General features: G+C 68.4%; 31 protein-coding genes. 10 read left to right on the top strand and 21 right to left on the bottom strand.

Going from position 1 to position 24,805, the window contains the following annotated elements; genetic code table 11:
* Nucleotides 1-30 precede the first annotated feature (30 nt).
* On the bottom strand, nucleotides 31-2,124 hold the full coding sequence (locus tag ABZ928_RS48480) for an aminoglycoside phosphotransferase family protein (protein WP_361535250.1): 2,094 nt from the start codon (nucleotides 2,122-2,124) through the stop codon (nucleotides 31-33).
* 455 nt (nucleotides 2,125-2,579) lie between these two features.
* Nucleotides 2,580-3,458, bottom strand: a complete 879-nt coding sequence (locus tag ABZ928_RS48485; RefSeq protein ID WP_361534995.1) for a GntR family transcriptional regulator — start codon at nucleotides 3,456-3,458, stop codon at nucleotides 2,580-2,582.
* A gap of 149 nt (nucleotides 3,459-3,607) precedes the next feature.
* On the opposite strand from ABZ928_RS48485, the gene ABZ928_RS48490 reads away from it, so the two are divergent.
* A complete protein-coding gene (locus tag ABZ928_RS48490; protein WP_361534998.1) occupies nucleotides 3,608-3,784 on the top strand; it encodes a hypothetical protein in 177 nt (58 codons plus the stop codon).
* Nucleotides 3,785-3,794: 10 nt separating this feature from the next.
* Here ABZ928_RS48490 and ABZ928_RS48495 read toward each other — a convergent pair whose 3' ends face one another.
* Together ABZ928_RS48495 and ABZ928_RS48500 are read right to left on the bottom strand one after the other, a co-directional pair.
* Nucleotides 3,795-4,532 (bottom strand): HAD family hydrolase, encoded by a 738-nt coding sequence (locus ABZ928_RS48495; protein WP_361535001.1) that lies wholly within the window; start codon nucleotides 4,530-4,532, stop codon nucleotides 3,795-3,797.
* The gene (locus tag ABZ928_RS48500) at nucleotides 4,532-5,386 is read right to left on the bottom strand and encodes a winged helix-turn-helix domain-containing protein (protein WP_361535253.1); all 855 of its coding nucleotides are present in this window, start codon (nucleotides 5,384-5,386) and stop codon (nucleotides 4,532-4,534) included. Before ABZ928_RS48500 ends, ABZ928_RS48495 begins: the two co-directional genes overlap by 1 nt.
* A 175-nt stretch (nucleotides 5,387-5,561) precedes the next feature.
* On the opposite strand from ABZ928_RS48500, the gene ABZ928_RS48505 reads away from it, so the two are divergent.
* Entirely contained in the window at nucleotides 5,562-5,750 is a 189-nt protein-coding gene (locus ABZ928_RS48505; protein ID WP_361535256.1) for a hypothetical protein, read from the top strand.
* Nucleotides 5,751-5,789: 39 nt separating this feature from the next.
* On the opposite strand, the gene ABZ928_RS48510 is transcribed toward ABZ928_RS48505, so the two are convergent.
* Entirely contained in the window at nucleotides 5,790-6,698 is a 909-nt protein-coding gene (locus tag ABZ928_RS48510; RefSeq protein WP_361535004.1) for a GntR family transcriptional regulator, read from the bottom strand.
* Between the two features lie 154 nt (nucleotides 6,699-6,852).
* On the opposite strand from ABZ928_RS48510, the gene ABZ928_RS48515 reads away from it, so the two are divergent.
* Nucleotides 6,853-7,035 carry a hypothetical protein gene (locus tag ABZ928_RS48515; RefSeq protein WP_361535007.1) on the top strand — a complete coding sequence of 61 codons (183 nt, stop codon included), beginning with the start codon at nucleotides 6,853-6,855 and terminating at the stop codon, nucleotides 7,033-7,035.
* A 204-nt stretch (nucleotides 7,036-7,239) separates the two neighbouring features.
* On the opposite strand, the gene ABZ928_RS48520 is transcribed toward ABZ928_RS48515, so the two are convergent.
* Nucleotides 7,240-8,502, bottom strand: coding sequence for a GNAT family N-acetyltransferase (locus tag ABZ928_RS48520; RefSeq protein WP_361535010.1), 1,263 nt, complete (start codon nucleotides 8,500-8,502; stop codon nucleotides 7,240-7,242).
* 51 nt (nucleotides 8,503-8,553) lie between these two features.
* On the bottom strand, nucleotides 8,554-9,111 hold the full coding sequence (locus tag ABZ928_RS48525; RefSeq protein WP_361535013.1) for an aerial mycelium formation protein: 558 nt from the start codon (nucleotides 9,109-9,111) through the stop codon (nucleotides 8,554-8,556).
* A gap of 158 nt (nucleotides 9,112-9,269) precedes the next feature.
* On the opposite strand from ABZ928_RS48525, the gene dtd reads away from it, so the two are divergent.
* Nucleotides 9,270-9,695: a D-aminoacyl-tRNA deacylase gene (gene dtd / locus ABZ928_RS48530; RefSeq protein ID WP_361535016.1), complete on the top strand. Its 426-nt coding sequence runs from the start codon at nucleotides 9,270-9,272 to the stop codon at nucleotides 9,693-9,695.
* Nucleotides 9,696-9,710: 15 nt separating this feature from the next.
* Here the strand turns inward: dtd and ABZ928_RS48535 are convergent, their stop codons facing one another.
* The 6 genes from ABZ928_RS48535 to ABZ928_RS48560 form a co-directional block, all read right to left on the bottom strand.
* A complete protein-coding gene (locus tag ABZ928_RS48535) occupies nucleotides 9,711-10,676 on the bottom strand; it encodes a folate-binding protein (RefSeq protein ID WP_361535019.1) in 966 nt (321 codons plus the stop codon).
* A 10-nt stretch (nucleotides 10,677-10,686) separates the two neighbouring features.
* Nucleotides 10,687-11,148 (bottom strand): Fur family transcriptional regulator, encoded by a 462-nt coding sequence (locus ABZ928_RS48540; RefSeq protein ID WP_361535022.1) that lies wholly within the window; start codon nucleotides 11,146-11,148, stop codon nucleotides 10,687-10,689.
* A gap of 62 nt (nucleotides 11,149-11,210) precedes the next feature.
* On the bottom strand, nucleotides 11,211-11,786 hold the full coding sequence (locus tag ABZ928_RS48545; RefSeq protein ID WP_361535025.1) for an FABP family protein: 576 nt from the start codon (nucleotides 11,784-11,786) through the stop codon (nucleotides 11,211-11,213).
* A 230-nt stretch (nucleotides 11,787-12,016) separates the two neighbouring features.
* The gene (locus tag ABZ928_RS48550; protein WP_361535028.1) at nucleotides 12,017-13,000 is read right to left on the bottom strand and encodes a hypothetical protein; all 984 of its coding nucleotides are present in this window, start codon (nucleotides 12,998-13,000) and stop codon (nucleotides 12,017-12,019) included.
* Nucleotides 12,997-13,842, bottom strand: coding sequence for a hypothetical protein (locus ABZ928_RS48555; protein WP_361535031.1), 846 nt, complete (start codon nucleotides 13,840-13,842; stop codon nucleotides 12,997-12,999). The genes ABZ928_RS48550 and ABZ928_RS48555 overlap by 4 nt, the downstream gene beginning before the upstream one ends.
* A complete protein-coding gene (locus ABZ928_RS48560) occupies nucleotides 13,839-14,654 on the bottom strand; it encodes a hypothetical protein (protein WP_361535034.1) in 816 nt (271 codons plus the stop codon). Before ABZ928_RS48560 ends, ABZ928_RS48555 begins: the two co-directional genes overlap by 4 nt.
* A gap of 142 nt (nucleotides 14,655-14,796) precedes the next feature.
* Between ABZ928_RS48560 and ABZ928_RS48565 the strand changes: the two genes are divergently transcribed.
* Both ABZ928_RS48565 and ABZ928_RS48570 read left to right on the top strand, forming a co-directional pair.
* Nucleotides 14,797-15,159 carry a DsrE family protein gene (locus ABZ928_RS48565; RefSeq protein WP_361535037.1) on the top strand — a complete coding sequence of 121 codons (363 nt, stop codon included), beginning with the start codon at nucleotides 14,797-14,799 and terminating at the stop codon, nucleotides 15,157-15,159.
* Nucleotides 15,159-15,989: a hypothetical protein gene (locus ABZ928_RS48570; protein WP_361535040.1), complete on the top strand. Its 831-nt coding sequence runs from the start codon at nucleotides 15,159-15,161 to the stop codon at nucleotides 15,987-15,989. The genes ABZ928_RS48565 and ABZ928_RS48570 overlap by 1 nt, the downstream gene beginning before the upstream one ends.
* Nucleotides 15,990-16,055: 66 nt before the next feature.
* Here ABZ928_RS48570 and ABZ928_RS48575 read toward each other — a convergent pair whose 3' ends face one another.
* The 8 genes from ABZ928_RS48575 to ABZ928_RS48610 form a co-directional block, all read right to left on the bottom strand.
* A complete protein-coding gene (locus ABZ928_RS48575) occupies nucleotides 16,056-16,316 on the bottom strand; it encodes a DUF3099 domain-containing protein (protein WP_361535043.1) in 261 nt (86 codons plus the stop codon).
* An 89-nt stretch (nucleotides 16,317-16,405) separates the two neighbouring features.
* Complete coding sequence (locus tag ABZ928_RS48580) at nucleotides 16,406-16,693, bottom strand: DUF1416 domain-containing protein (RefSeq protein WP_010351646.1); 288 nt, start codon at nucleotides 16,691-16,693, stop codon at nucleotides 16,406-16,408.
* 65 nt (nucleotides 16,694-16,758) lie between these two features.
* Nucleotides 16,759-17,598 (bottom strand): sulfurtransferase, encoded by an 840-nt coding sequence (locus ABZ928_RS48585; RefSeq protein ID WP_361535046.1) that lies wholly within the window; start codon nucleotides 17,596-17,598, stop codon nucleotides 16,759-16,761.
* Between the two features lie 91 nt (nucleotides 17,599-17,689).
* Entirely contained in the window at nucleotides 17,690-17,797 is a 108-nt protein-coding gene (locus ABZ928_RS48590; RefSeq protein ID WP_360840127.1) for a putative leader peptide, read from the bottom strand.
* Nucleotides 17,798-17,974: 177 nt separating this feature from the next.
* On the bottom strand, nucleotides 17,975-18,703 hold the full coding sequence (locus tag ABZ928_RS48595; RefSeq protein WP_361535049.1) for a DUF2993 domain-containing protein: 729 nt from the start codon (nucleotides 18,701-18,703) through the stop codon (nucleotides 17,975-17,977).
* Nucleotides 18,704-18,820: 117 nt separating this feature from the next.
* On the bottom strand, nucleotides 18,821-19,954 hold the full coding sequence (locus tag ABZ928_RS48600; protein WP_361535053.1) for a hypothetical protein: 1,134 nt from the start codon (nucleotides 19,952-19,954) through the stop codon (nucleotides 18,821-18,823).
* A gap of 2 nt (nucleotides 19,955-19,956) precedes the next feature.
* Nucleotides 19,957-20,211, bottom strand: a complete 255-nt coding sequence (locus tag ABZ928_RS48605) for a MoaD/ThiS family protein (protein ID WP_361535056.1) — start codon at nucleotides 20,209-20,211, stop codon at nucleotides 19,957-19,959.
* 56 nt (nucleotides 20,212-20,267) lie between these two features.
* Nucleotides 20,268-21,152 (bottom strand): alpha/beta fold hydrolase, encoded by an 885-nt coding sequence (locus tag ABZ928_RS48610; protein ID WP_361535059.1) that lies wholly within the window; start codon nucleotides 21,150-21,152, stop codon nucleotides 20,268-20,270.
* Nucleotides 21,153-21,279: 127 nt separating this feature from the next.
* Here ABZ928_RS48610 and ABZ928_RS48615 point away from each other — a divergent pair, with 127 nt between their 5' ends.
* The 4 genes from ABZ928_RS48615 (at nucleotide 21,280) to ABZ928_RS48630 (ending at nucleotide 24,752) form a co-directional block, all read left to right on the top strand.
* A complete protein-coding gene (locus ABZ928_RS48615) occupies nucleotides 21,280-22,059 on the top strand; it encodes a response regulator transcription factor (RefSeq protein ID WP_361535062.1) in 780 nt (259 codons plus the stop codon).
* Nucleotides 22,060-22,155: 96 nt separating this feature from the next.
* Nucleotides 22,156-23,178 carry a LacI family DNA-binding transcriptional regulator gene (locus tag ABZ928_RS48620; RefSeq protein WP_361535065.1) on the top strand — a complete coding sequence of 341 codons (1,023 nt, stop codon included), beginning with the start codon at nucleotides 22,156-22,158 and terminating at the stop codon, nucleotides 23,176-23,178.
* 142 nt (nucleotides 23,179-23,320) lie between these two features.
* Entirely contained in the window at nucleotides 23,321-24,523 is a 1,203-nt protein-coding gene (locus ABZ928_RS48625) for a trypsin-like peptidase domain-containing protein (protein WP_361535068.1), read from the top strand.
* A gap of 49 nt (nucleotides 24,524-24,572) precedes the next feature.
* Nucleotides 24,573-24,752 (top strand): hypothetical protein, encoded by a 180-nt coding sequence (locus ABZ928_RS48630; RefSeq protein WP_361535071.1) that lies wholly within the window; start codon nucleotides 24,573-24,575, stop codon nucleotides 24,750-24,752.
* Nucleotides 24,753-24,805 lie beyond the last annotated feature (53 nt).

A 24,805-nucleotide genomic window follows, 5' to 3' on the forward strand; every position in this document is an offset into this window, starting at 1 on the left:
CGAGGTGAGCGGGGTCGTGACGCCCGTGCCCTACGCCAAGGCGCGAGCAAGGTAGGGGTTCGCCCGTGGCTGGACCGACAGGCCGAGGAAGGCGGTGGCCTCCGCCAGTGTCATCGCGTACGAGTCCACGGCCCGGCGGACGTTGGGGGCGTCCAGAGCGGCTCCGGTCACCAGACGGTCGAGGTCGATGTACGCCGACCGTACGATCTCGATACCCCGGTAGACCCGCCAGTCCACCTGCCAATCGCGGGTGCAGTCCTCGGGCAGTCGCAGCGTCCATCGACGGAACAGGCGCTGCCGGATCTCCGGCCCCGTCGGGGTCAGATGCATGTGCCGGATCAGGTCGTAGAGCGGATCGCCGACCAGCGCCATCTCCCAGTCGATGAGCGTCAGTGCGAACTGGTCGTCCCGCCGCACGAGGTTCCACGGGTTCAGATCGCCGTGCAGCAGAGCCGGTGTGCGATGGCTGAGCTTGTGCTGGGAAAGGATCTCCCTCAGCCGGGAGGCGTCGGGGAGGCCGAGGAACCGTGCCAGTTGTTGCGAGTCCTTGGGCAACCCCCTGACCAGCATGACGAGTTGGTCTGTGAGCCAGCCGTAGAATCCCCCCTTCTCCTCGCCCGCGGCCGGGTCCACCTGGAAGCAGTCCACCTGTGTCAGCGCGGCCAGTTGGTCGACCAGCGCGTCGGCCTCGTGCGGCAGGAGGCCGTGCACCGGGTGGGCGGGTTTGCGGCCGGTGTCGTGCGGTCCTTCGTAGGTGTGGATGGCGAAGGGGTCTTTGGAGTGGCTCTCGCCGAGCGCCAGGACCCGGGGCGCGGCGACCCGCACCAGCGACTGCTCGATCGCCGCCAGCACGGTGTGCTCACTGAGAAAACTGGGTTCGCGTCGGCAGAAGTCCGCCACTTTGCGTCGCACCACGACGGGAAAGGCGACGCCCGGTACCCGGACCACCGAATTGAGATGCGCCGTGCCTTTGAACACCCTGCTGGCAGGTGCGGCACCCTCCAGGAGGAGAGCGGAGGCCACCGCTGAATGCGGGAAGTCGGACCGCTCAGGGACACGTCCGTCCGGTTTCCAGTCGATCGCCCGGACAGCCGTCCGTGACGGCGTGCCACCGTCGGCGCGGCGGGAGGCTCGCCAACGGAACAGGATGCGCTCGACCTCGGCCTCACTCGCCACGTTCCGTAGCCTGAGCGGCTCGGCGGCCGCCTCCAAGGCCCGGCAGACGGCGGCGGTGGCGTCGTCCAGACTCTTCTGGTCGTAGGACCGTTCCAGCGACTGCGCGGCCCGCATGACGTCGGGGTAGACCGACTGCGCCCGCTCGAACGCGACGTAATGGCGCAGGTCTCTGGCCACCCCGTTGACCGCCGCGGGGCGCACTGACGTCATGGCGTCCGCCCAGGCCGCGATGACCTCGTCCCATTGGTAGGACGGGTACTGCATCCGGACCAGATGGGTGGCGAGGTCGTGCAGGGGGTCGCCGTAGGTCGCCAGTTCCCAGTCGACGCAGATCAGCGGCGGATCACCCTCGTACGACATGATCACGTTGTCGCGGTGGAGGTCCGCGTGGAGCAGGCTGTAGGGGCGCCGTGCCATCGCGGGCACTCGCTCGGCCAGCCGGATCAGGGCGTCCTCCGGGATGCCGAGCGCCGCGAACAGGCCCCCGAAGCCAGGCCAGTTGGGCTTGCGGATCTTCAGGTCCGCCATGTGTGCCAGGGTCCGCAGGAAGTCCTGGCTACCGGTGTGGTTGCTGGGCCAGCCGGGGGGCAGTGGCGGCAGTGCTCGTCTGCGTACCTTGGCCATTTCGGCGAGCAGACCGGCCAGTGCTCTTATCAGGAGGTCGTCGACGGGTTTGCCGTTGCCGCAGACGCTGGAGAGCGGAACGCCTTCCACATAGCTGTGGATCGCGAAGCCGTCCCCTTCGAAGAGACACTCCGGCACATGGGGCAGAACGTCCTTGATGGCGCGGAGGATGGCCCGTTCGTTCGGCCAGGTCCGGATCACCACCGGCAGCGCCTCGGCCCGCCGCTGCCGCACGATCACAGAGGTACCGGGTTCTCGGTCGACCAGCTGTGCCAGAGGTTCCGTCAGGGGTAGTACGAGGTTTCGGTTATGGAAGCCACTGATGACATTTCCCAATTCCTCGGCATGCCGGATGAACGCCTCATAGTCGGCGTCGGGCCGATCACTAGTGGCACGCCCCCCAGCTGAAAAAGGGGGGACAAATGGTGGGGCCACTGGCCGCTCCGGGTACTAGCACGGGAGGGAAGGAGAGCAGGCGCACTACTCGCATCGTGATACAGGATGCGACTAGAGACACAGTCGAGCTGGCCACAACGTGTGGTTTGCCACATGTTTGAACCGGTTCGATCGAGGCTGGCGTGTTGTGCCATCCTCCGTGCGCGGACGGGAGCGGTTACCCACCGAGATTGCGGCAGCGTAGCAAATGACACACCGTGCCTAATCCCTGGCCCTAGGGTCACCGTGCCTCTTCGCGGGCATGACGGAACGGCTCCGGCGGATATCCCGGACACGCCCGGAGACGAATTCTTCATGCCTTCGTTACGAGCCGGAGACGCAATTCATTCAGGGCGGGCGAGGAGGTCCCACGCCGACTGGAACCACGCCTCCATACTGTCCACGAAGACGGACCCCGGTGACTTCGGGTCGGCATCCCTGACGAAATGGATCAGGGTCGCTCCCAGTCCCAGCACGTCACGGCACTTAATCACCTCGCCGGGGGGCACCTCGATGGAGCGCGTCATGACGTTGTACATCCCGTGAAGGGCTTCGACGCCGTTCAGAAGGTAGAGCTTGAACGCCGGGATCAGGTCCACGCGGCGCGTCTCGACCTTCACGTCCGGAACCAGCTTCTCGGTCTTCAGTGCCTGTAGCACACTGCGCAGTGACTCTGTGTGCTGTTGGCTGATGTCACGCAATCGCTCCTGTGGACGCGGGTCCCCCGGGTTACCAATGGCCCGTGGATACGGCAGCGGCCCCGTCAAGTCCGGCAGAAGCAGACGCAAGGAGATGCGCTCGGGAGCGATCTCGCGCGCGTGGATACGTTCAGCTTGAAGACGTATGTGCGCATCCAAGGACTCGGTGGTCAACGTGTATACGTCCAGGGTGACTTCGGACCGCTCGAACGCCTGGCGGATGACGTCACCCAGCGTCGCACCGGATCTGGGTCCGGTCGCCCTCGGCTCCGCCGGCTGAATGAGCTGGGTCTTGATCACCCTAGTCCCTCTGCCCTGCTCCCCCTTGATCCAGCCCTCGCTGGCGAGTTCGCGAAACACCCGCTGGACCGTGTCCCGGGAGACCTCGAACTCCTCGGCGAGAGCGCGCTGCGACGGCAGAAGGGTCTGCGGCGGATACGTTCCATCCAGCATCCGAGCACGCAGCGCAGTGGCGACGCGCCCGAACTCCGCGCCTCCGCCGTCACCGGCCTGCTGTGCGTCCACGATGCGACCGTACCTCTTCCCGCCCACCGGCAAACCAGCAACCAGTCAACTTCCCAGTCATATTGGGCGGTTGGTTAAGGGATCAGCCCACCTGGGCAGACCACCGTCAAGCCAATCAGTCCAATTGGAAGGGGGTGGGATCGATGCTCATGTTCCAAGTAGCCCGAGGATTAGGCGAGTTCCTCCTGGGCCAGCAGACACAGGCTCAGCTCGGCGTCGTCGGCGTGCTGGTCCTGTTGCTGATCGGCATCGGTCTGCGGGCGAAGCGGTACGGGCTCGCCGCTTGGGCGGCGGTGGTGTTCGTGGCGCTGATGACTCAGGCTTGAGGCCGATGCGTCAGACCTGGCCCAGGAGCATGGCCCGGACCAGCGCCAGCGAGTTCACCACGAGCCCCGCCCCCGCCTCCCGGAGCACCTTCTCCTTGCGCTCGTTACGCGCGTAGCCGAGGAAAGGGACGCCGGCGCCCAGTGCGGCTTCGTAGTCGGAGGGGGTGTCGCCGATCATCAGGGCGGAGCGGGGGGCCGCACCCATGGCGTTGAGGGCGCGGTTCAAGCAGTGGGGGTCGGGTTTGAGGTGGTGGAGGTCCTGAGTGCGGCCGTAGATGTGGGGATGGAAGCAGGAGGTCAGGCCTCGGGTCGAGAGGTACTTGCGGACCACCCTGGGTGAGTTGTTCGTCGCTATCGCCAAGCGGGAGCCGATCGCCGTCCAGGTGCGTATCAAGGGGTCCGCGTACGCCGTCGGCATCGCCGAGGTCGCGGCGCGCAGTTCCTCCTGGGTGAGACGTTCCTCCAGTTCGTCGACGAGGTCGCTGCCGGGGTGCCGGCGGTCGACGGCGCGGAGGACGACGTGGGGGTCGAGGGACTCCCGTTCGTCCTCCGTCACCAGGCCGTGCAGGCCCCGGCCCTCCAGCCACTCGACCAGTTCCCTGGCCACCCGCTCCGCCGAGTGCCCGGCGAACAGCCGACAGATCGGCCCGTCGAAGTCCCACAGGACGACTCGGGCGCCGGTGATCAGTTCGCGGAGTTCCTCGAGTTCTGCTGTCACCGCTTCAGTCTGCGTCGTATCAGAGGTCACTAGGAGAGTGTCAGGTCCGTCGTGATGGTTTCCCAGAGGGCGTCGAACCACTTCTGGGATTCCTCCACGAACGCCTCGTCCCGCTGGCTCGCGGTCTTCATGAAGGAGAAGAGGACGGACCGGGAGCCGAGGACGTCGTACATCTCCAGGGTCTGGCTCTCGTACTCCTCCTCGCGCCTTTCCAGCATGTAGTAGCCGAGGAGGACTTCTTCGCCGTTGAGCAGGTACATCTTCACCGGCGGGGTGAACGGCAGGGCGCGGAAGGTGACCTTGACGTCGATGCCGTGGGTGGAGCGGACCGCGTTGAGGTTGTACTTGAGGACGTGGGCCTGGGCGTTGCGCATCTCCAGCCAGCGCTGGTGGACCGGGTCCGCTTCCTCGGCGCCGGGCTCGACCAGGACCGGGAAGGCGAGATTGATGTCCCGGGAGGGCAGCAGGACGCGGAACTCGATGGATTCGGGGCGGATCTTGCCCTCGTGGATGCTGCGGAGCGAGTCGCCGAGGGCCAGCATCAGGGTCTCGGAGGTGTGGCTCACCACGTCCACCCGCACCCGCTGCGCCGAGAACGCCTCCGTGAGTCGCGGCGCCAACCCCACCATCGTCGGCTGAGGCGCGCCCCGCACCGGCGCCGGCTCCGCGATCCGCGGGGGGCTTCCCTTGCTGACGTTGCTCAGCAGGCCGTCCTCCTGGAGGGCGCGCAGCGCCTGGCGGACGGTGCCGCGTTCCACGCCGAACTCCTCCGCCAGTTCGGCCTGGGTGGGCAGGCGGTCCCCCGCCTTGAGGTCTCCGACGCGAATACGTTCCCGCAGGATGTCGGCGATCTCCTGGGGCGAGAGCCTTCTGCTGCCGTTCACTGCCACGTTCTCCGAGTCCACGACCAAACGGTACAACTCCATTCCATCTACGGGGAGTTGTTTAAGAGTTGTTTCTAAGTACCGACCAAGTGGGTACATCTAGCTTCGAGTTGGTTGCCAACTTAGCCAAGTTGGCGGAAGCTCAGCCTCCTCATCGCCCAAAGGGGGAATGACCGTGCCCGCTCTCTACCTCCTCTCCGCCATCTTCGTCGTCGGCGTCGAGCAGACCGTCCAGTGGAAGTACGGCGCCACCGGAATCATCGGCCTGCTGCTGCTCACCATCGGCGTCAAGGCCAAGAGCCCGGCGATCAGCTCGATCGGTGCCGTCGTGCTCGCCCTCCTGGTCGCGGGGCCCGCCCTATGAAGAAAGTGCGCCGCCCGGATACACCCCTGTGGGAGACCATCAGCTCGTGAGCGTCAGCTCCGAACTGATCGTCTCCCACAGTGCGTTGAACCACAGGTGGGACTGCTCGACGAAGGTGGTGTCCCGCAGGTCCTCGCCCTGCTCGAAGGCGAACAGCATCGACTGGGTGCCCTCGGCGTCGTACATCTGCAGGAACTCGTGGTCGATCTGTTCCTCGCGCTGGGTGAGGGTGTAGTACGCGAAGAGGGCTTCCGTGTTGTTGAGCAGGTACAGCTTCACCGGCGGGGTGAAGGGCAGGGCGCGGAAGGACACCCGGACATCGATGCCATGGGTGGCGCGCAGGGCCTGGAGGTTGTGCTTGAGCACATGTCCCTGGGCGTTGCGATGGGCCAGCCAGTGGCGCTGGAGCCGCCCGTCCGCCGAGGCGTCGACCGGGGCCGGGAAGGCCAGCTCGATGTCCCGGCTCGGCAGCAGGACGCGAACGTCGACCTTGGCCGGTTTCAGCTGTCCGGCGTGGATCTGACGCAGCGGCTCGCCGAGGGCGAGGTTGAAGGAGACCGAGGTCAGACAGAGGGCGTCGATCTCGACGTGCGGGGCCGCGAAGGCGGCGGCGACGCGCGGGGCGAGGGCCACCGTCGTGGGCTGCGGCGGGGCTCCGGGGCCGGTCAGCGCCCTGGTGAGGTCATGGGCGACGGTCGCGGGGCTCCCCTTGGACACATTGGTGAGCAGATGCTCGGACTGCAGAATCCGCAGGGCCTGCCGTACGGCCCCGCGCTCCACCCCGAATTCGCTGGCCAGCTTGGCCTGGGTGGGCATGCGCTGACCCGGCCGCAGCTCACCGGAACGGATCCGGGAGCGCAGCTCGTCGGCCACCTCACGATGTGACGTGTGTGGCCGCTGTGACCTCTCCCGTCCATTGACGGAGGCGTGTTTCGGGTCCACGACCAAACACTACAACTTCCCGCCATCTTTGGGCAGTTCGCGGGAAGGTGGTTATGAGACGACTCCAAGCGGAGATAACTACAGTGAAGTTGGTCGCCAACTTGTACGACATGGTCAAACTTCAAACAGGTTGGCGTCACCAGACCAAGGGGGGATCGTCATGCCGTTCGCCATCGCCATCGCCGCCCTCGCCATCGGATTCGAGCAGCTCGTCCAGTGGAAATGGGGGCCGATGGGCATCGTCGCCTTTGTCCTTCTCACCGTCGGCATCAAGGCAAAGAGCACCATGGTCGGCGGCCTCGGAGCGGCGATCCTCGTGATGCTGCTCGCCCAGTCCGGCTGACCGGACCGCCCAAGTCCGCGCAGCCGGCCGACCGGGCTCTCTTCCGGAGGGGAGCCGAGAGCCTGGTCGGTCAGCACAGCCACAACTCCACACCGACAACTGAAGAACGCAGCGCACAGCCACAACTCCACAGCTACAGACACGCAAGGAACGCAGAAACAGATCCCGCTACGGATCAGTCCTCGTCACCGGCGGAAGGAGACCTCAGAACATGTCCGGGCACCAAGGCCGCCCGGACGTCCTCAGCAGGGCGTCGGCCAACCGGCCGGCGCCCGCTCGTTCTTCCCGGACCCGGCCGAGCGCGGCAAGTCGTACGACGGACTCGTCCCCGAGCCATACGGCGGCCAAGTCGGCGATGTCCAGGGACAGTTCAGCGGTGCGCGTAGTAGGCGCACAGGAAACCCCGCCCTGGAACACCTCCAGCAGATAGCGCCCGCCGGCCAGCCCCGCCCGGTCGGCCACCTCCAGCACGAGCTCGCCCTCACCGTCGTACGTACGCGCCTCCAGAGCCCGTACGACGTCCAGGATCCGCACCCACAGCCAGTCGGCCTGGGTGGTGATCCGCGCGGCGCGCGGGTCGGGCAGGAGGAGCGGGAGCAGGTCGTCGGGGCCGCGCCAGCCGCTGCGCACCTTCGTGACCCAGTCGATGGAGCACAGGTAGTGCCACAGGGCGCGCTCGGCGGCCGGGGTCGTGGCGATCAGCCACTTCACCCTCGCCGTGTCGTCCGGCTGCTTGGCGTCGCCCCAGGTGTCGTCGCACCGGTACGACACCAGCCCCTCGACCTCGCCGGACGCCGAGCGGTACAGCGCGTAGAAGGGCTCGGCCCACGGCGTGGGCTCCAGGTGGATGACACCGGTGTTGACCTGCCACCAGCGCGCGTCCCGGCTGATCGCGCCGGGCTGGACGCGGCGCAGCCGCTCGTGCAGTTCGGGACCGAGTTTGCGTACGTCCTCCCCGTCCACGAGATCGATACGGCCGCCGTCCTCCGGACCCGACCAACGGGCGTCGAGGCCCGCGCGCGGTACGTCGACCGTCCACTCGGTCATCGAGGTGGCGGGGCCGAAGCCGTAACGGCCGTAGATCGGGTACTCGGCGGCGATCAGCGTGGCGACGACGTCCCCGCGCTCCTTCGCGGCGGCGAGGTCCTGGCTCATCATGCGGGTCAGCAGGCCGCGGCGGCGGTGGGTGGCGGTGACGGCGACGTTCGAGATGGCGTCGGCGGGCACGGTGGCACCGCCGACGACGGTCAGCTCCTGGTCGAAGGAACGGAACGTCGCCACACACCGGCCGGCGTCGAACGCGCCGAGCGTCCGGTGCGCGAGGAGGTACTCACTGCGGGAGGCCACCTCCTCGTCCGTGACGCCGGGACTGCGCAGAAACCCGGTGTGCAGAGCACGGGTCCAGTCAGGGATGTCGGCCTCGGTGACCGTACGGATATCGATATCGGGGCGGCGCGCGCTGGTCATGGGCTCACGCTAGGCGTACGACGATGAGGTGTCCCACCGTTTTTCCGCGCCTCACATCAACAGGTCGTCGACCTGCGCCTCGCCCTCCCGGTACCGCCGCGCGATCTCCGCGCTGCACTCGTCCGTCGTCCCCTGCAACCGCTGCCGACGCCGGGAGACCTGCTGCTCGTACCGCACGAGCCGGCCCATCGCGGTGTTCAGCTCCAGGTCCGTGCGCGCCTCCAGATCCGACAGCTCCACCTCGGCGAGCATCTCGGCGGCGAGGCGGCGGTACTCCTCGTTGAGGGGGGTGCCCAGGGTGACGTGGCGGGCGGAGGAGCGCTGGCGGGCCGGGGCGTCCGTGAGGATCTCCGGGAGGCGCTCCACCACCGAGCCCTCCCCCGCGGGCGACCTGCGGGCCAGTTCCGCGCGCAGGATGTCGATACGGCCTTGCAGCAGCCGCCGTACATAGCTGAGGTCCGCCTCGTCGCGCTGGGCGTCCCGGCGCAGGGTGCGCAGCTCGGGCAGGCTCAGTGGGGCCAGGTCGGGCTCGGGCGGGCCGGCGGGCGGTCGTGGCCCCGGTAGGCCCCCGTCGTGTTCCGTGCGGTGCCCGGTACTCGGTGTGCTCATGTGCCTCTACCGTCCCCTCGACCGGCGTGTGCAAGCATCGTGCCACCCCAAGTGGCCGCTATGTGACCGAGTGCCCCCGATCGGCCCCAGATGGGGGGTTAAGGTTCAAAAACAATCCCGAGGAAAGGTCACTTCGCGGCGACCGGCATGATGGTTCCATGCGCGCAGTGGTACAGAGGGTCGACGGCGCGAGCGTCGTCGTCGAGGGTGAGACCGTCGGAGAGATCGTCGGCGAAGGGCTCTGCGTCCTCGTCGGGGTCACCCACGAGGACACCAAGGAGAAGGCCGCCCAACTCGCCCGCAAACTCTGGTCGATCCGCATGCTGCACGACGAGAGGTCCTGTAGCGACATCGACGCCCCGCTCCTCGTCATCAGCCAGTTCACGCTCTACGGCGATGCGCGCAAGGGCCGCCGCCCCACCTGGAACGCCGCCGCTCCCGGCGATGTCGCCGAGCCTCTCGTCGACGAGGTCGTCGCCCAACTCCGGGCGCTGGGCGCGACGGTGGCGACGGGCCGGTTCGGGGCGCAGATGCGGGTGTCCCTGACGAACGACGGCCCGTTCACGGTCCTGCTGGAGATGTGAGGCTCTGCCCGGCCTCTAGGGCTCCACGACCACTTCCTGAGCCGCCGCGGTCGTCTCCGCCACCAGCTCCGCGTCCACCGGCACGTTCCGCTTCACCAGGGCCAGGGCGACCGGGCCGAGTTCGTGGTGGCGTACGGACGTCGTGATGAAGCCGATCTTGCGGCCGTCGGGGCCGTCCGCGGCGAGGCGGATGTCGGCACCGGCCGGGGGCAGATGGACCTCGCTGCCGTCGAGGTGAAGGAAGACGAGGCGGCGCGGAGGCTTTCCGAGGTTCTGGACGCGGGCGACCGTCTCCTGGCCGCGGTAGCAGCCCTTCTGGAGATGGACGGCCGTGCCGATCCAGCCCAGCTCGTGCGGGATGGTGCGGTGGTCGGTCTCGAAGCCGAGGCGGGGGCGGTGGTGCTCGACGCGGAGCGCCTCGTAGGCGAGGAGGCCGGCCGCGGGGCCCGTCTTCTCGGCGAACGACTCCAGGTCCGCACGAGGAAGGAACAGATCACGGCCGTACGCCGTCTCGCGGACCACCACGCCCACCGGCACCGGGGCGATCGAACCGGCCGGGAGGTGGACGACCGCGATGTCGGCCGTACGGTCGGCGACCTCGACCCGGTAGAAGAACTTCATCGACTCCAGGTAGGCGATCAGCGCCTCCTGGGTGTCGGGCTCGACGTGGATCCAGACCGTCACACCGTCGTCGACCAGGTACAGCGCGTGCTCGATATGGCCGTTGGCGGAGAGGACCAGCGCCTCGGTGGCCTCGCCCACGGGCAGCTCGGAGACATGCTGGGTGAGCAGCAGATGCAGCCAGCTGAGGCGGTCCTCGCCGGTGACCGTGAGGACGCCGCGGTGCGAGAGGTCGACGAATCCGGTGCCGTCGGCGAGGGCGCGCTGTTCGCGGAACAGGTCGCCGTAGTGGGCGGCTACGCCTTCGTCCACGCCCTCGGCGGGGACGGCGCCTGGCAGGGACAGCAGGGGGCTCTTCATACGCGTAAGCCTACGACTCGGTAGTTGAATTCTTCAGCGAGCTCTGCTGCGGACCCTTCTGCGCACAGTCCTTGCAGCGGCCGAAGATCGCGAAGTGCTTCATGTCCGTCTCGAACCCGAAGGTCGAGCGCAGCTTCGCCGTGAACTCCGCCGCCACCTTGATGTCCGCCTCGATGACGTTCTGGCAGTCACGGCAGACCAGGTGGATGTGGTGATGGCGGTCGGCGAGGTGGTACGTCGGCGCGCCGTGCCCCAGATGGGCATGGCTGACCAGGCCCAGCTCCTCCAGGAGCTCCAGGGTCCGGTAGACCGTGGAAATGTTGACCCCCGACGCCGTCTTCTTCACTTCCGTGAGGATGTCGTCGGGGGTCGCGTGCTCAAGGGTGTCCACGGCTTCGAGCACGAGTTGCCGCTGCGGCGTCAGCCGGTAGCCGCGCTGCCTGAGGTCGCTCTTCCAGTCGGTGCTCACCACACCGACGAGTGTATGACTACTTCAGCGAAGGCTTACTTGAAGCGGGCCTACTTGAAGTCGATCTACTTGAAGAAGGCGATGCCGTCGTCCGGCATGTCGTCCGGCAGGGCCTTCGCCCAGCGCTCGACGTCCTCCGGGGTGACGACCTTCTTCAGGTGCGCGGACATGTAGGGGCGCAGTTCGACCTCGGGGGTCTGCTTCTCGCCGACCCACATGAGGTCGCTCTTGACGTAGCCGTAGAGGCGCTTGCCGCCGGTGTAGGGGCCGGAGGCGGCCGTACGGGCCACCGCGTCCGTGACGAGGTCGATCTGCGGCTTCTGCTTGGCCATCTCGCCGTACCAGATCTCGACGACACCGTCGTCGCGGACCATCGTGACCTCGACCTTGCGGTCGGCGTCGATGCGCCAGAAGCCGTGTTCGGACTCCAGCGGGCGGACCTTGTTCCCGTCGTTGTCCAGGACCCAGGTGTGGGACTGGTACTCCAGGAAGTCCCGGCCGTCGTGGCTGAAGGTGACCTCCTGCCCGAAGTTGCACTTCTCGGAGCCGGGGAAGTCGTGCACACCCGCGCCCGCCCAGTTGCCGAGCAGGAAGGCGAGCGGGACGAGGTCCTTGTGGAGGTCGGACGGGATCTCGATCATGATCTTCTACAGTTCCTAGCTTCGGGTCAGCGCTGGCCCTGGTACAGCTTCTTCACCGTCAGCCCGGCGAAGGCGAGAACGCCGACGCAGACCAGGACGAGCAGGGCTTCGAAGAATGCCTCAAGCACTTGGTGCTCCTACGTTGAGCGAGGGTGGCGGTACACAGGCCGGGCCCCAGCTTAGTCGGCCGGGGCCCGGGGGTCTCCGCGAGGTGCGCCTCAGCGCGGTGCTCAGCCGAGCAGCTGGCTCTGCAGGATGACCGTCTGCTGGAACGGGACGGCCGCCGCCCCGCCCTTCTTCGACTGCACGACCAGTCCGAGGACGTCCCCGGAGACCAGGTACGCCTGCCGCACCTGCTCGGCGCCGTACGGCTTGGCCTCGGTGTACGCGTAGTGCCGTACGTTCTCGACCTCCGCCTTCACCGGGAACTCCTCGTCGATGTGCACCTCGGAGGCCCCGGCGAGGGCGTACGAGGGAGCGTCGTACCCGGTGAAGTTGTTCTCCTGGAGCGAGTCGGTCACCCGGGACGTCTCGAACTGGAGCAGGTAGATCCGGGTGTGCGTGCCGTCCTCGGTGGTCCAGCCACGGGCGGCGACATGCCGCAGCCCTTGGTCCGTCAGGAGCTGGTCGATGGCGTCCCGGTCGTCCTTGTCCTCGTACACCGACAGGAAGTCCTCGGTCGCCAGCCACCCCTCCTTGCCGCCGAGTGCCTTGTCGGCCTTGGCGCCCACGGGCGCGGGCAGGAGCAGCTCGCGGAGATCGGCGTAGTGGGAATTGGCCACGTTCGCCTTGCCGAAGGGCCCCGGGCTCCCCGACGGCAGCGGCGGCTTCACGATCGCCGGGTACTCCCAGCGCCCGTCCGTCTCGGTCGCGAGTCCCGGTACGTCCGTCCGCTCCATCCGCGTGATCCCGTACGCCGTCCCGGCGCCGGCCGCGGCGAAGACCACGACGGCGGCGGTCCAGCGCAGGACGGCACGCAGGACACGGCGGTCCTTCTTGGCCGGAGGGACAGCGGGAAGGGGCAGGTCGGAGGGGACAGAGAGGGCGGAGGGATCAGCCGAGGGCGCGTCGGGGGTCTCCAGGGCCTCAACGGTCTCAGGAACCTCGGTGGCCTCGGTGAGATCCGAGATCTCCTTGGCTCCCTTGGCCTCCTCGGCCTCCTCGGCCTCCTCGGCCTCCTCGGCCTCCGCCGTCGGCTGCTGCTCGGTGGTCATACGGCCTTCCCCGGGTCGTCGATGCGGTCGAGCTGTGAGGACAGGAACGTGGCGACGGCCTGCTTGTCCATGGGGGCGACCGCGGAGGCCGTGACCTCGACGAGGACATCGCCCACGGAGGCGGAGCAACGCATCCGGTCGAGCTTCTCGTCCTTGTCCTTCGGGTTCAGGAAGCACTTGGCGTCCTTGTGGCCCTCGATCTTCGGACCCTTGCGGAAGATGTCGAGGGCCTCGAAGAGCTCGTTCTGGGACGTCGAGACGTCCTCCACGGCGGCATGGCTGCCCATCTGCGTCAGGACGACGCCGACCGTTACGGACTTGTCGTCGTAGAGCGCGTACATGTCCGCGCTGAGATAGCTGCGCATGACGATGCCCTTGATGCGCTGCCGGTCGATCCGCTTCTCCAGCTGGCGCCGCTGGCCGGCCGACAGCCCGCTGAGGGATTCCTTGCGCAGCGCGGTGGCCTGCTTGCCGCTCAGCTCCGCGTCCGAGCCGAACTCGGCGAGGTCGGGTCCCTGGGCGAAGCCGTTCTCCTCGTACGGCATGAGCAGGGCTCGCAGCCCCTTCGCTTCCTCGGCCGTGCCCTCGTCCTTGGCCGCCGAGGGGAACTTCCAGCTCGGCTTGCCCGGGTCTCGGTCGGCGTCCTGGACGGTGACGACGGTGTAGCCGGTGCCACCGATGACAGCACCGAGGAGGAGCACGGAACCGGCGACGGCGGCGATACGCCGACGGGGGATGCGCTTCTTGGCGGGCGCGGGGGCGTCTACGAGCACAGGGCTCTCGACGATCTCTGGGTTCTCAGAGCTCTCGGGGATTTCAGAGCTCTCGGGGTTCTCGCTCACAGCCGCCCCATCTGCCGCTTGGCCAGGTCCATGATCTTCTTCTTGGGAATGGGCTTGCTGTCGTAGATCCAGATCGACATCGCGATGTCACCGCGCGTGGCGAGCGCCTCGGCGGAGTACAACGGCAGGTAACCAGCCTTCCGCTCGGGCGTGTTGTGGACGTACGCCCAGCCGTCGCCGGTCCCCGGGATCTCCCAGCTGTCGGTGTCGGACTCGTCCCCGGCGTAGTACTGCTCTTCCGAGGTCCTGGTGGCCGCTTCCAGCGACTTCTCCTGGCGGAACTGCGTGAGTTGAATCTCGACGAAATAGGTGCTGCCCACCTGCCAGTTGGTGACGGCGGCGCGGCGGAACTCGCCCTTGGCGAGGTTTTCGAAGGCGGTCTTCGGCTTGGTGAAGTCGTCTGCGTACGAGGCCATGTCCTGCCAGCCGTCCACGCCGGCCAGGAGCTCGGGCTCCCGCGCGCCCTTGGGACGCTTGAGCAGCAGCTTCCGCAGATCGCCGTTGATCTTCACATGCCGATCCTGCGCCGCAGAGAGCGGCTCGACCTCGCCCTTGGCCTGCTTGACGGTCGGCTGGGACAGCGGCGGCAGCGCGGTGGGCTTCCGCTCGGCCTGCACGACGAAGCCGGTGCAGGTACCGGCGAGCACACCGAGCACGGCGGCGGAGGCGATGAGCAGCGTGGTACGCCCACGGCGACGCGGCGGGCGGGGCACGACGGGAGCGCCGGAGGCGTCCGGCCCTTCCGGTACCTCCGGCCCTTCGGCTGCCACCGGCCCTTCGGCTGCCACCGGCTTGTCCGGCGCTTCGGGCACCTCGTCCCTTACCGGTATTTCCTGAACTTCAGGTACTTCCAAGACGTCCCCCCACAGAATGTGAAGTGCGCATTCCGTATACGCGCACAGGAGACTCATGGCCAACGATCTGAGTTGTAGGGACGTTGATTACGATTCGGCCATGGCGAAGAAGCTCGTGATCAAGGTGACGGCGGGGGCCGATGCCCCCGAACGCTGCTCGCAGGCGTTCACCGTGGCGGCGGTGGCCGTCGCCAGCGGGGTGGACGTGTCGTTGTGGCTGACCGGCGAGTCCGCCTGGTTCGCTCTTCCCGGCCGCGCCGCCGAGTTCGAACTCCCCCACGCCGCCCCGCTCCCCGACCTGATCGACTCGATCCTGGCCGCCGGCAAGCTGACCCTGTGCACGCAGTGCGCGGCCCGCCGGGACATCACGGAGAAGGACGTCATCGAGGGCGTCCGGATCGCGGGCGCGCAGGTCTTCGTCCAGGAGGCACTGGGCGACGAGACGCAGGCGCTCGTCTACTGATGGCCGTGATCGGTGAACCGCGTCGGCTCGGAGTGCCCGCGTCCGAGGCGCGGCTGCGGTTCGAGGTGGAACCCCGGGGGCCGGAGAGCGCGGGGCGCCGGCTGATCGTGGTCGACGGGGAGCCGTCGTTCGAGCTCAGCCACTGGTGCGGAACGTGCCAGTTCCTGTTCCGCCGGCTGGAGGGCTCTCGGGAGACGTTGTCGCCGGAGGCCTTGCGGGAACGTCTCGCCGGTGAGCTCGCCGGGCTGGACAGCGACGTCATGGACGCGTTCGGCGCGCTGCTGCCGGACGGCGACTACCTCCCCGTACTGCTGCGTGTCGAGCCGCGTCTGGTCGTTCCGGGGCAGGACGGGGACTACTTCAGCGGCGAGCAGGTGGCCACGTGGGGGGTCGATCAGTTCTGGGGGCTGCCGGAGTATCCGCACACGCCGTACTACCGGACGTTCGAGACCGCGGTCGACGGTGACGCGCATCTGTACGAGTTCGTGGTGCCGATGGTTCCGCCGACCTGGAACGACCGGGACCGGGTGGCGGAGTACGTCGAGGAGATGGGGCGGGGGGTGATACCGACGGCTGTCGCCGTGTCGGTGCTGGATCTGTGCCAGCCCTCGATCGATCTCTGGTCGACCGACTACCACCAGCACTGGGGGCTCACGCACTTCCTGCTCGACGGGCACCACAAGGTGGAGGCGGCCGCGGCGGCGGGGCGGCCCGTACGGTTGCTGTCGCTGGTCGCCGTGGGCGAGGGGCTGTCCGAGGCGGAGCATCACCGGCGGTTGGCGGCCCTGAGGTCCCAGCCACGTGCGTCGCGCCCAAATCCTGAGCCCTGAGCCCTGAGCCCTGAGCCCTGAGTCTCCCGACTCCTGAGTCCCCGACCCCTGACCCCTGCCTCCCGCCTACTGTCGGCGCTTCTTGCCGTCCAGCTCGTCCCACCACTCGTCGGACTTCGGGTCGCCGGACGGGTCGTCCCACCAGCGGTCGTCGGGGCCGCGTCGGTTCGCGACCATCGCGGCGACCGGGGGGATCAGCATGGCCACGACGCACATGCCCACGGCCACCGGGATCGACCAGAGGCGTACGACTCCCCACGCCAGGACGAAGAGGCCGATGCAGGTGCCCATCATGGCGAAATAGACGTGACGTCGTCGCGCCAGCATGAGTCCAGCGTAGGTCCGGACAGGCGAAAGGGCCGCACCCGGGAATCCGATCCGGGGTGCGGCCCTTCAGCCGTTCACGGTCGTTCGTCTCAGACGGCGATCGCGACCTCGGCGAGGCCGCCCTGCTGGGCGACGACCGTGCGGTCGGCGGTGGCGCCGGGGACCAGGGCGCGGACGGTCCAGGTGCCCTCGGCCGCGTAGAAGCGGAACTGGCCCGTCGCCGAGGTGGGGACCTCGGCCGTGAACTCGCCGGTCGAGTCCAGGAGACGGACGTAGCCCGTCACCGGCTCGCCGTCGCGGGTCACCTGACCCTGGATCGTGGTCTCACCGGGCTTGATCGTCGAGGCGTCCGGGCCGCCGGCCTTCGCTCCACACATGTCTTACTCCAGATACAGATAGGGGTCTGACCGGAAGAAGGCCGGTCGGGTCGGACTGGGGTTTCTTACTTGTTGGCGCCGAGCTCGATCGGGACGCCGACGAGGCTGCCGTACTCGGTCCAGGAGCCGTCGTAGTTCTTGACGTTCTCCACGCCCAGCAGCTCGTGCAGGACGAACCAGGTCAGCGCGGAGCGCTCACCGATACGGCAGTACGCGATGGTGTCCTTGGCCAGGTCGACCTGCTCCTCTGCGTAGAGCTCCTTGAGCTCGTCGTCCGACTTGAAGGTGCCGTCGTCGTTGGCGTTCTTGGACCACGGGATGTTGCGGGCGGACGGGACGTGACCCGGACGCTGCGACTGCTCCTGCGGGAGGTGGGCAGGCGCGAGGAGCTTGCCGCTGAACTCGTCGGGGGAACGGACGTCGACGAGGTTCTGCGAGCCGATCGCGGCGACGACGTCGTCGCGGAAGGCACGGATGGACTTGTCCTGCGGCTTGGCCTTGTAGTCGGTGGCGGCCCGCTCCGGGACCTCCTCGACCAGCTCGCGGGCGTCCAGCTCCCACTTCTTGCGGCCGCCGTCGAGGAGCTTGACGCTCTCGTGGCCGTACAGCTTGAAGTACCAGTAGGCGTAGGACGCGAACCAGTTGTTGTTGCCGCCGTAGAGGATCACCAGGGTGTCGTTGGCGATGCCCTTCGCCGACAGGAGCTTCTCGAAGCCCTCCTGGTCGATGAAGTCACGGCGGACCGGGTCCTGCAGGTCCTTCGTCCAGTCGATGCGGATCGCGTTCTTGATGTGGTTCTTCTCGTAGGCGGACGTGTCTTCGTCCACCTCCACGATCGCGATGTTCGGGTTGTCGAGGTTGGCCTCGACCCAGTCGGCGTCGACCAGGACGTCGCTGCGGCTCATGCTTTTCTCCTCCGGGGCAGTACGGGGCAGTTCGGGGCGCACGGGTGCCCATGACAGGGCAGCTGGGAATGCGGAGGTCGGTGCCGTCCGCTCAGAAGGCGCGACAGAGCATGGCGGCGACGCGGCACAGGTCTACTGCCCGCCGCTTCGTGAGAACCGCCTGTCCCCGTGGCCGGAGGACACTCGTCGAACTCTGCATGGCGTCGAGCTTAGGGACGGAAACGCGGGCATGTCACCGGTGTGTCGCATTCTGAGACGCGATAGTCCGGAATATGAGAAACGAGCGCCCCGCACCCCTGGTTCGCACGCCTCAGGGGTGCCTGTATCCGTCGTCACAGCTGCCGTACGGACACCGCCGTCTCGCCTGTCGGACGTCCTACCCCGCCAGCTCGACGTTCGAACCCTTCACCGTCACCTCTACGCCGTTCTCCGCGGCCTCGACCTTGTCGAGCTGGATGCCGCCCGGCAGGTCGTCGATCTTCTGCTCGAAGTCGGTGATGGATCGGACCTTGCCCTCGGCGACCTCGACGACCAGGTTCGGCAGGTTGTCGGCGTGCACCTTCACGGTGTCGCCGTCGACCGTGACCGTGCTGAGGACGGGGTACGTCGTCGACTGACCCAGGGCCGTGACCTTGACGTTCACCTTGATCTTGCCGTTGCCGCCGTCCGCGAGGCCGACGACCTCGGCCGTCACCCCGGTGAAGATCTCCGTCGGCTCGGACTGGGCGGCCTTCAGCAGCTCGTCGTAGGAGATGCTCGCGGTGCCGGTCGCGGTGGCGGCGGTCGCGGAGCTGTAGTCGCCGGAGAAGTCGACGCCCTTGAAGTTCGCCCGGATGTCGTCGATGCGGATCGTATCGCCCGTGGTGCCAGCGGCGGCCTCGTAGTCCTTGATGCCGACCTCGGTGTCGTCCAGCTCACCGGAGGCGACCTGGGTGAGGAACGGGAAGCCCTTGATGGAGACGTCGGGGGTGGTGGCGAGGTTCTCGGTGGTCTTGAGCTTCTCCGCCACCTCGTCCTCGGCGAGGTTGACCGCGACGCGGTCGGCGATCACGAAGAGGCCGCCCAGAATGACGACGACGATCAGAAGTATTCGCAGTGCGCGCATTCTTTGGTGTTCCCCCACCTCGGCGGTCTACGTCCGGGTGTCACGGTAACCCTGCGGGGAACGGCGACCAGGTTTTTGTCGATCACCTGTGACAGGAGTGAAGCGCCTCACCCCGCCTTACCCGAGCGCCCGTCCCAGCACGTACACCGCCGGTGCCGCCGCGGCCAGCGGCAGGGCCACGCCCGCCGTGAAGTGGACGAAGCGGGACGGGTAGTCGTAGCTCGCCACCCGGTGGCCGATCAGCGCGCAGACCCCCGCGCCCGCGCCCACCAGCGCGCCCTCCGGGCCCACACCCGTCATCCCGCCGACCGCGATGCCCGCGCCCGCCGCGGCGAGCAGGGAGACCACCACGGAGGCCGGGGCCGGCAGGGGCAGCGCGCGGGCCAGGACGGCCACCGCGACCGCCGCCGCGCCGACCGTCACCGCGTCCGCTTCGGCGGCGAGGTAGCCGGACGCGACGATCGCCAGGGCCGATGAGGCGACCGTGGCCATCAGGCCGTACATACGGGTGTCGGGGTCGGCGTGCGAACGGAGCTGGAGGACCAGGGAGAGCAGGACCCAGACGCCGAGGGTGCCGAGGATCGCGGACGGGGCGCGGTCGGAGGCGAGCAGGGCGATGTCCGACACCACCGCGCCGAGGAACGCCAGCGCGATGCCCTGCCGGGCCGGCCACATGCCGTTCAGCCGGAACCAGCCGGCCGCCGTCACGGCCTGGAGGAGAACGAGCGGTACGAGGAGGGCGTACGACCCGATGGCCGCCGTACCGGAGAGGAGCAGGCCGAGGAGGGCGGTGAGCGCGGCGGGCTGCATGCCGGGTTCGATGATCGGGGAGCGGCCTTCGAGGCGGGCGCGCTGGGCGTCGGTGACGCGGGCGTTGCCGCCGAGGGTGGCGGGGCCGTAGTCACCGGAGGAGGTCTGGGGCTGGGGCTCGGGGGCCGCCTGTGCCGGGGGCGCGGTGACCGGTTCCGCGTACGGCGTCGGCTCGTACCCCTGCTGCGGCAGGTACGACGTCTCCGCGGCCGGAGCGGCCGGAGCGACCGGCGCCTGGACCTGGGTCTCCCAGGTCTGGCCCTGCCACTGCTGGGTGTACTGCTGGGCGGCGTGCGGGTCCTCAAAACCCTGCTGCTGCCCGGGCCACGCCTGCTGCTGCGGCTGCGGCGGCTGCTGGGCCTGCGGCTGCTGCCAGTACGGGTCGTACCCCTGCGGGTACTGCTGGTACGGCTGCTGCCCCTCGTACGGCTGGTCGGTCATCGTCACCCTCCTGCGAACGGCGGGAGCACCTCGACCGTGCCGCCGTCGGCCAGCCGTACCGTCTCATGTCCGCGGGTGCCCACGGGGTCACCGTCGATGAGGAACGAGCATCGCCGCAGGACGCGCGTGAGTTCGCCGGGGTGTCGCCCGCGCACCGCGTCGAGCGCCTCGGCGAGCGTGTCCGCGTCGTACGCCTCCTCGGCGACGCCGGCCGCGGACTTGGCGGCGGCCCAGTAGCGCACCGTGACCTTGGACATCCGGTTCCCGGTTCCTCTATCGATCGGCTTGTACATCGGCTGTGTACACGGTCAGGCTAGCCGCCCTGACCGACAGCCCAGTCCCCGATGCGCCGCAGCAGCTCGTCCGGGGCCGCGTTCTCGGCGTGGCCCATGCCCGGCTCCAGCCAGAGTTCGCCGTGGTCACCGGCGGCGTCGGCGAGCATGCGGGGGTGGTCGAGGGGGAAGTAGCCGTCGCGGTCGCCGTGCACGATCAGGAGGGGGGTGGGGGCGATGCGGGGGACCGCTTCCACCGGGGACAGGGGTACCGGGTTCCACTCCCGGTGGTGGATCCTCGTCCGCAGGCCGTAGCGGCCCACCAGACGGCCCTCGGGGCGGGTTACCAGCCAGTGGACCCTTCGCATAGGGGCCGTGCCCCGGTAGTACCAGCGAGCCGGAGCGCTGACGGAGACCACGGCGTCCGTGTGCGCGCCCGTGCGCCCCTCCTGCTCCCGCTGGTACAGAGCCGCGTGCCGCAGCACGACCGAACCGCCCATCGAGAACCCCACGGTCACCACGCGCGTGTGCCCGAACGACCGGGCCCACTCCACCGCGGCGGCCAGATCGAGCACCTCGCGGTCACCGACCGTCGAGCGTCCGCCGGAGGCGCCATGGCCGCGGAAGGAGAAGGTGACCACGGCGCCGTACTGCGTGAACGTCTCCGCCACCCGTCGAACATGAGGACGATCCGCGTCGCCGGTGAAACCGTGCGCGACGACGAACACGAGATCACGGGAAGGTGGCGCGGAGACGTCGTGCGCGGGGACCGGCGGTTCGTATACGAAGGCCGGCGGATCGTATACGGAATCGATCGTCACACCGTCGGTGGTGTGCAGAAACGTCCGTATAGGTGTGCCTCTGTTCGTCTCAGAGTGCGGAATCGTGGTGGATCGCACCACACGACCTGCCGGATCAATGCGCATGTGGGCTATTCTCCTGAACAGAGGACTCGGGCAACGCAGCCCCCGGGTCCTTTTGTGCTTTCGGATCACCTGTATACGAAAGATTCGAGAGCTACGACCTCGCCGGGACCGAGGAGGAACCAGCCGTATGAGTTCTCTGCTGCTCCTGACCAACGCACTTCAGCCGTCCACGGAGGTGCTTCCCGCTCTCGGCCTGCTCCTGCACAACGTGCGGGTGGCCCCTGCGGAAGGCCCCGCCCTCGTCGACACCCCCGGTGCCGACGTCATCCTGATCGACGGCCGCCGCGATCTGCCGCAGGTCCGCAGCCTGTGCCAGCTCCTCCGCTCCACCGGGCCCGGATGTCCGCTCATCCTCGTCGTCACGGAGGGCGGCCTCGCCGCCGTCACCGCCGACTGGGGCATCGACGACGTCCTCCTCGACACCGCCGGTCCGGCGGAGGTCGAGGCGCGACTCCGGCTCGCCATGGGCCGGCAGCAGATCGTCAACGACGACTCCCCCATGGAGATCCGCAACGGCGACCTCTCGGTCGACGAGGCGACCTACAGCGCGAAGCTCAAGGGCCGGGTCCTCGACCTGACCTTCAAGGAGTTCGAGCTCCTCAAGTACCTGGCCCAGCACCCGGGCCGCGTCTTCACGCGCGCGCAGCTGCTCCAGGAGGTCTGGGGGTACGACTACTTCGGTGGCACCCGGACCGTGGACGTGCACGTACGACGCCTGCGCGCCAAGCTCGGACCCGAGCACGAGTCGCTGATCGGAACCGTCCGGAACGTCGGTTATCGATTCGTTACTCCAGAGAAGGGCGAGCGCGTCTCCGACGAGGCGAAGGCCCCGAGCGCCCAGCCAAACACGGAGGATGCGGACGAGACGGCCGTCCTGGACGCGGCCGAGGTCAGTGCGGACGTATAAGCGGACACCGGAAACGCTCCGGGCGGGCACAGGGGCGGCACAGGGAAGCTCCCTCACGCCCTGCCCAGAGCGGGTCCATCCGCGTAGACTCCGCGCGTGGCCAAGGTAACCAGGGATGACGTGGCGCGGCTGGCGGGGACGTCCACCGCTGTCGTCAGCTATGTCATCAACAACGGACCCCGGCCGGTCGCCCCGGCCACGCGCGAGCGTGTCCTCGCCGCGATCAAGGAACTGGGCTACCGGCCCGACCGGGTCGCCCAGGCGATGGCGTCCCGGCGCACGGATCTCATAGGCCTGATCGTGCCGGACGCGCGCCAGCCCTTCTTCGGGGAAATGGCGCACGCGGTCGAACAGGCCGCGTCCGAGCGCGGAAAAATGGTGCTCGTCGGGAACTCCGACTACATCGGCGAGCGCGAGGTCCACTATCTGCGGGCGTTCCTCGGAATGCGCGTCTCCGGACTGATCCTCGTCTCGCACGCGCTGAACGACAACGCGGCCGCCGAGATCGAGGCCTGGGACGCCCGGGTCGTGCTGCTGCACGAACGCCCCGAGGCCATCGACGACGTCGCCGTCGTCACGGACGACCTCGGCGGCGCCGAGCTCGCCGTCCGTCACCTCCTGGACCACGGGCACGCGTACGTCGCCTGTATGGGCGGCACCGCCGAGACGCCCTCCGTCGGTGACCCGGTCTCCGACCACGTCGAGGGCTGGCGGCGCGTGATGGAGGAGGCGGGGATCTCCACCGAGGGGCGGCTGTTCGAGGCGCCCTACAACCGGTACGACGCCTACCGGGTCGCCCTTGAGGTGCTGTCCGGTCCCGACCGGCCGACCGCGTTCTTCTGCTCCACCGACGACCAGGCGATCGGCCTGCTGCGGGCGGCGCGGGAGCTTCGTATCGATGTGCCGGGTGAGCTGGCGGTCATCGGGTTCGACGACATCAAGGAAGCGGCGCTCGCCGATCCGCCGATGACAACGATCGCATCGGACCGGCCGGCGATGGCGCGGGCCGCGGTGGACCTGGTGCTGGATGACGGGCTCCGGGTGGCGGGGTCGCGCAGGGAGCGGCTGAAGGTCTTCCCGTCGCGCCTGGTCGTACGACGCTCCTGTGGCTGTGAATGAGGTTCCGGGACCGTTCATGAGGCTTGTCTGAGAGCCTCCGCCCCTTGCCCAGTTCGGCCTTTATATCGGGCAAACGAGCTTCTGGCGGCGTTCTCAGGGAGCGCTCAGGGAGCTCTCATGGTCGGGCGACAAGCTCTTTTCCATGACCGAGAGCTTCCGCCGCGACGGCGAGTACGAGCAGTACGCGAACCCCTACCAGGGCGCCCAGCAGCACGCTTCCTCCCCGGTGAACCCGGAGTGGCCGCCGCCGCCGGCGCAGCCGCCCGCGCAGCCGGTGCAGCCGCAGCCGGTGACCGTCGAGCCCGGTACGACCGTGTGGCCGGGTCAGCAGCAGACGGCGTACACCGCTTCCGCGGCCGGCGTATCCGGTGACGGCAACGGTGGTGGTACCGGTGGTGGTACCGCCGTGCTCACCGCGATCCCGGCGGAGCCCTCGGCCCCCTCCCCCGCGCCCGCCCAGAAGAAGCGCGCCCGGGGTCCCCTCGCGCTCCTCGCCGCCGTGGCGATCGTCGCCGCCGCGATCGGTGGCGGTACGGCGTACGGCATCCAGGAGCTCACCGGCAACGACACGGTCACCTCCAGCAGCACCAGCACCAACGTCATCCCGTCCGCCGACAAGGGCACGGTCTCCGGGGTCGCCAAGGCGGTCAGCCCGAGCATCGTCGAGATCAACGCGACGCTCAGCAACGGCTCCTCCACCGGCTCCGGCGTGATCATCACCAGCGACGGCGAGATCATCACCAACAACCACGTCATCTCCGGCGCCAGCTCGATCAAGGTCTCGACGAGCGACGGCAAGGAGTACACGGCGAAGGTCGTCGGCACCGACAGCGCCAAGGACCTCGCCCTGATCAAGCTGGAGAACGCCTCCGGCCTCACGGCGGCGACCCTCGGCGACTCCGACGGCGTCCAGGTCGGCGACGAGGTCGTGGCGATCGGCTCCCCCGAAGGCCTGACCGGCACGGTGACCAGCGGCATCGTCTCCGCCCTCGACCGTGACGTGACCGTCTCCACGGACGAGAGCCAGAGCCAGGGCAGCCAGGGCGGCGGCAACGGGCAGTGGCCGTTCGAGTTCGGCGGTCAGCAGTTCAACGGCGACACCGGTTCGTCCACGACGACGTACAAGGCGCTCCAGACGGACGCGTCCCTGAACCCGGGCAACTCCGGCGGCGCGCTGATCGACATGAACGGCAACATCATCGGCATCAACTCGGCGATGTACTCGGCCAGTTCCTCCGGTTCGTCCTCGTCGGACGCCGGCAGCGTGGGCCTCGGCTTCGCCATCCCGATCAACACCGTCAAGGCCGACCTGGCGAAGCTGCGGGCCGGCGGCAGCGACAGCTGATCCCTGCGGGGCTTGAACCGAGAAGGCTTGAACCTAGAAGGAGTACGTCATGATCAAGCAGGTTTCCCACACGGTGGCCGGCGACGACCCGGCCGGGTTCGCCCTCGCGCTGGCCGTGGCGTACGAGCTCAACGCGCCGACGGCACCGGTCCGGGCGCCCGAGATCTCGGCGGCGGCCACCGCTCGCCGCACCGTCCGGTCCCGCGGCCGCCGTCCCGCCCTGAGCTGATCCGCCCCCGCTCCTCCTTTACGCGACAGCCGGGAAACATGCGAGGCTGAAGG

The sequence above is a fragment of the Streptomyces sp. NPDC046909 genome, assembly GCF_040644695.1.
In the GTDB taxonomy this organism is placed as follows: Bacteria; Actinomycetota; Actinomycetes; order Streptomycetales; family Streptomycetaceae; genus Streptomyces.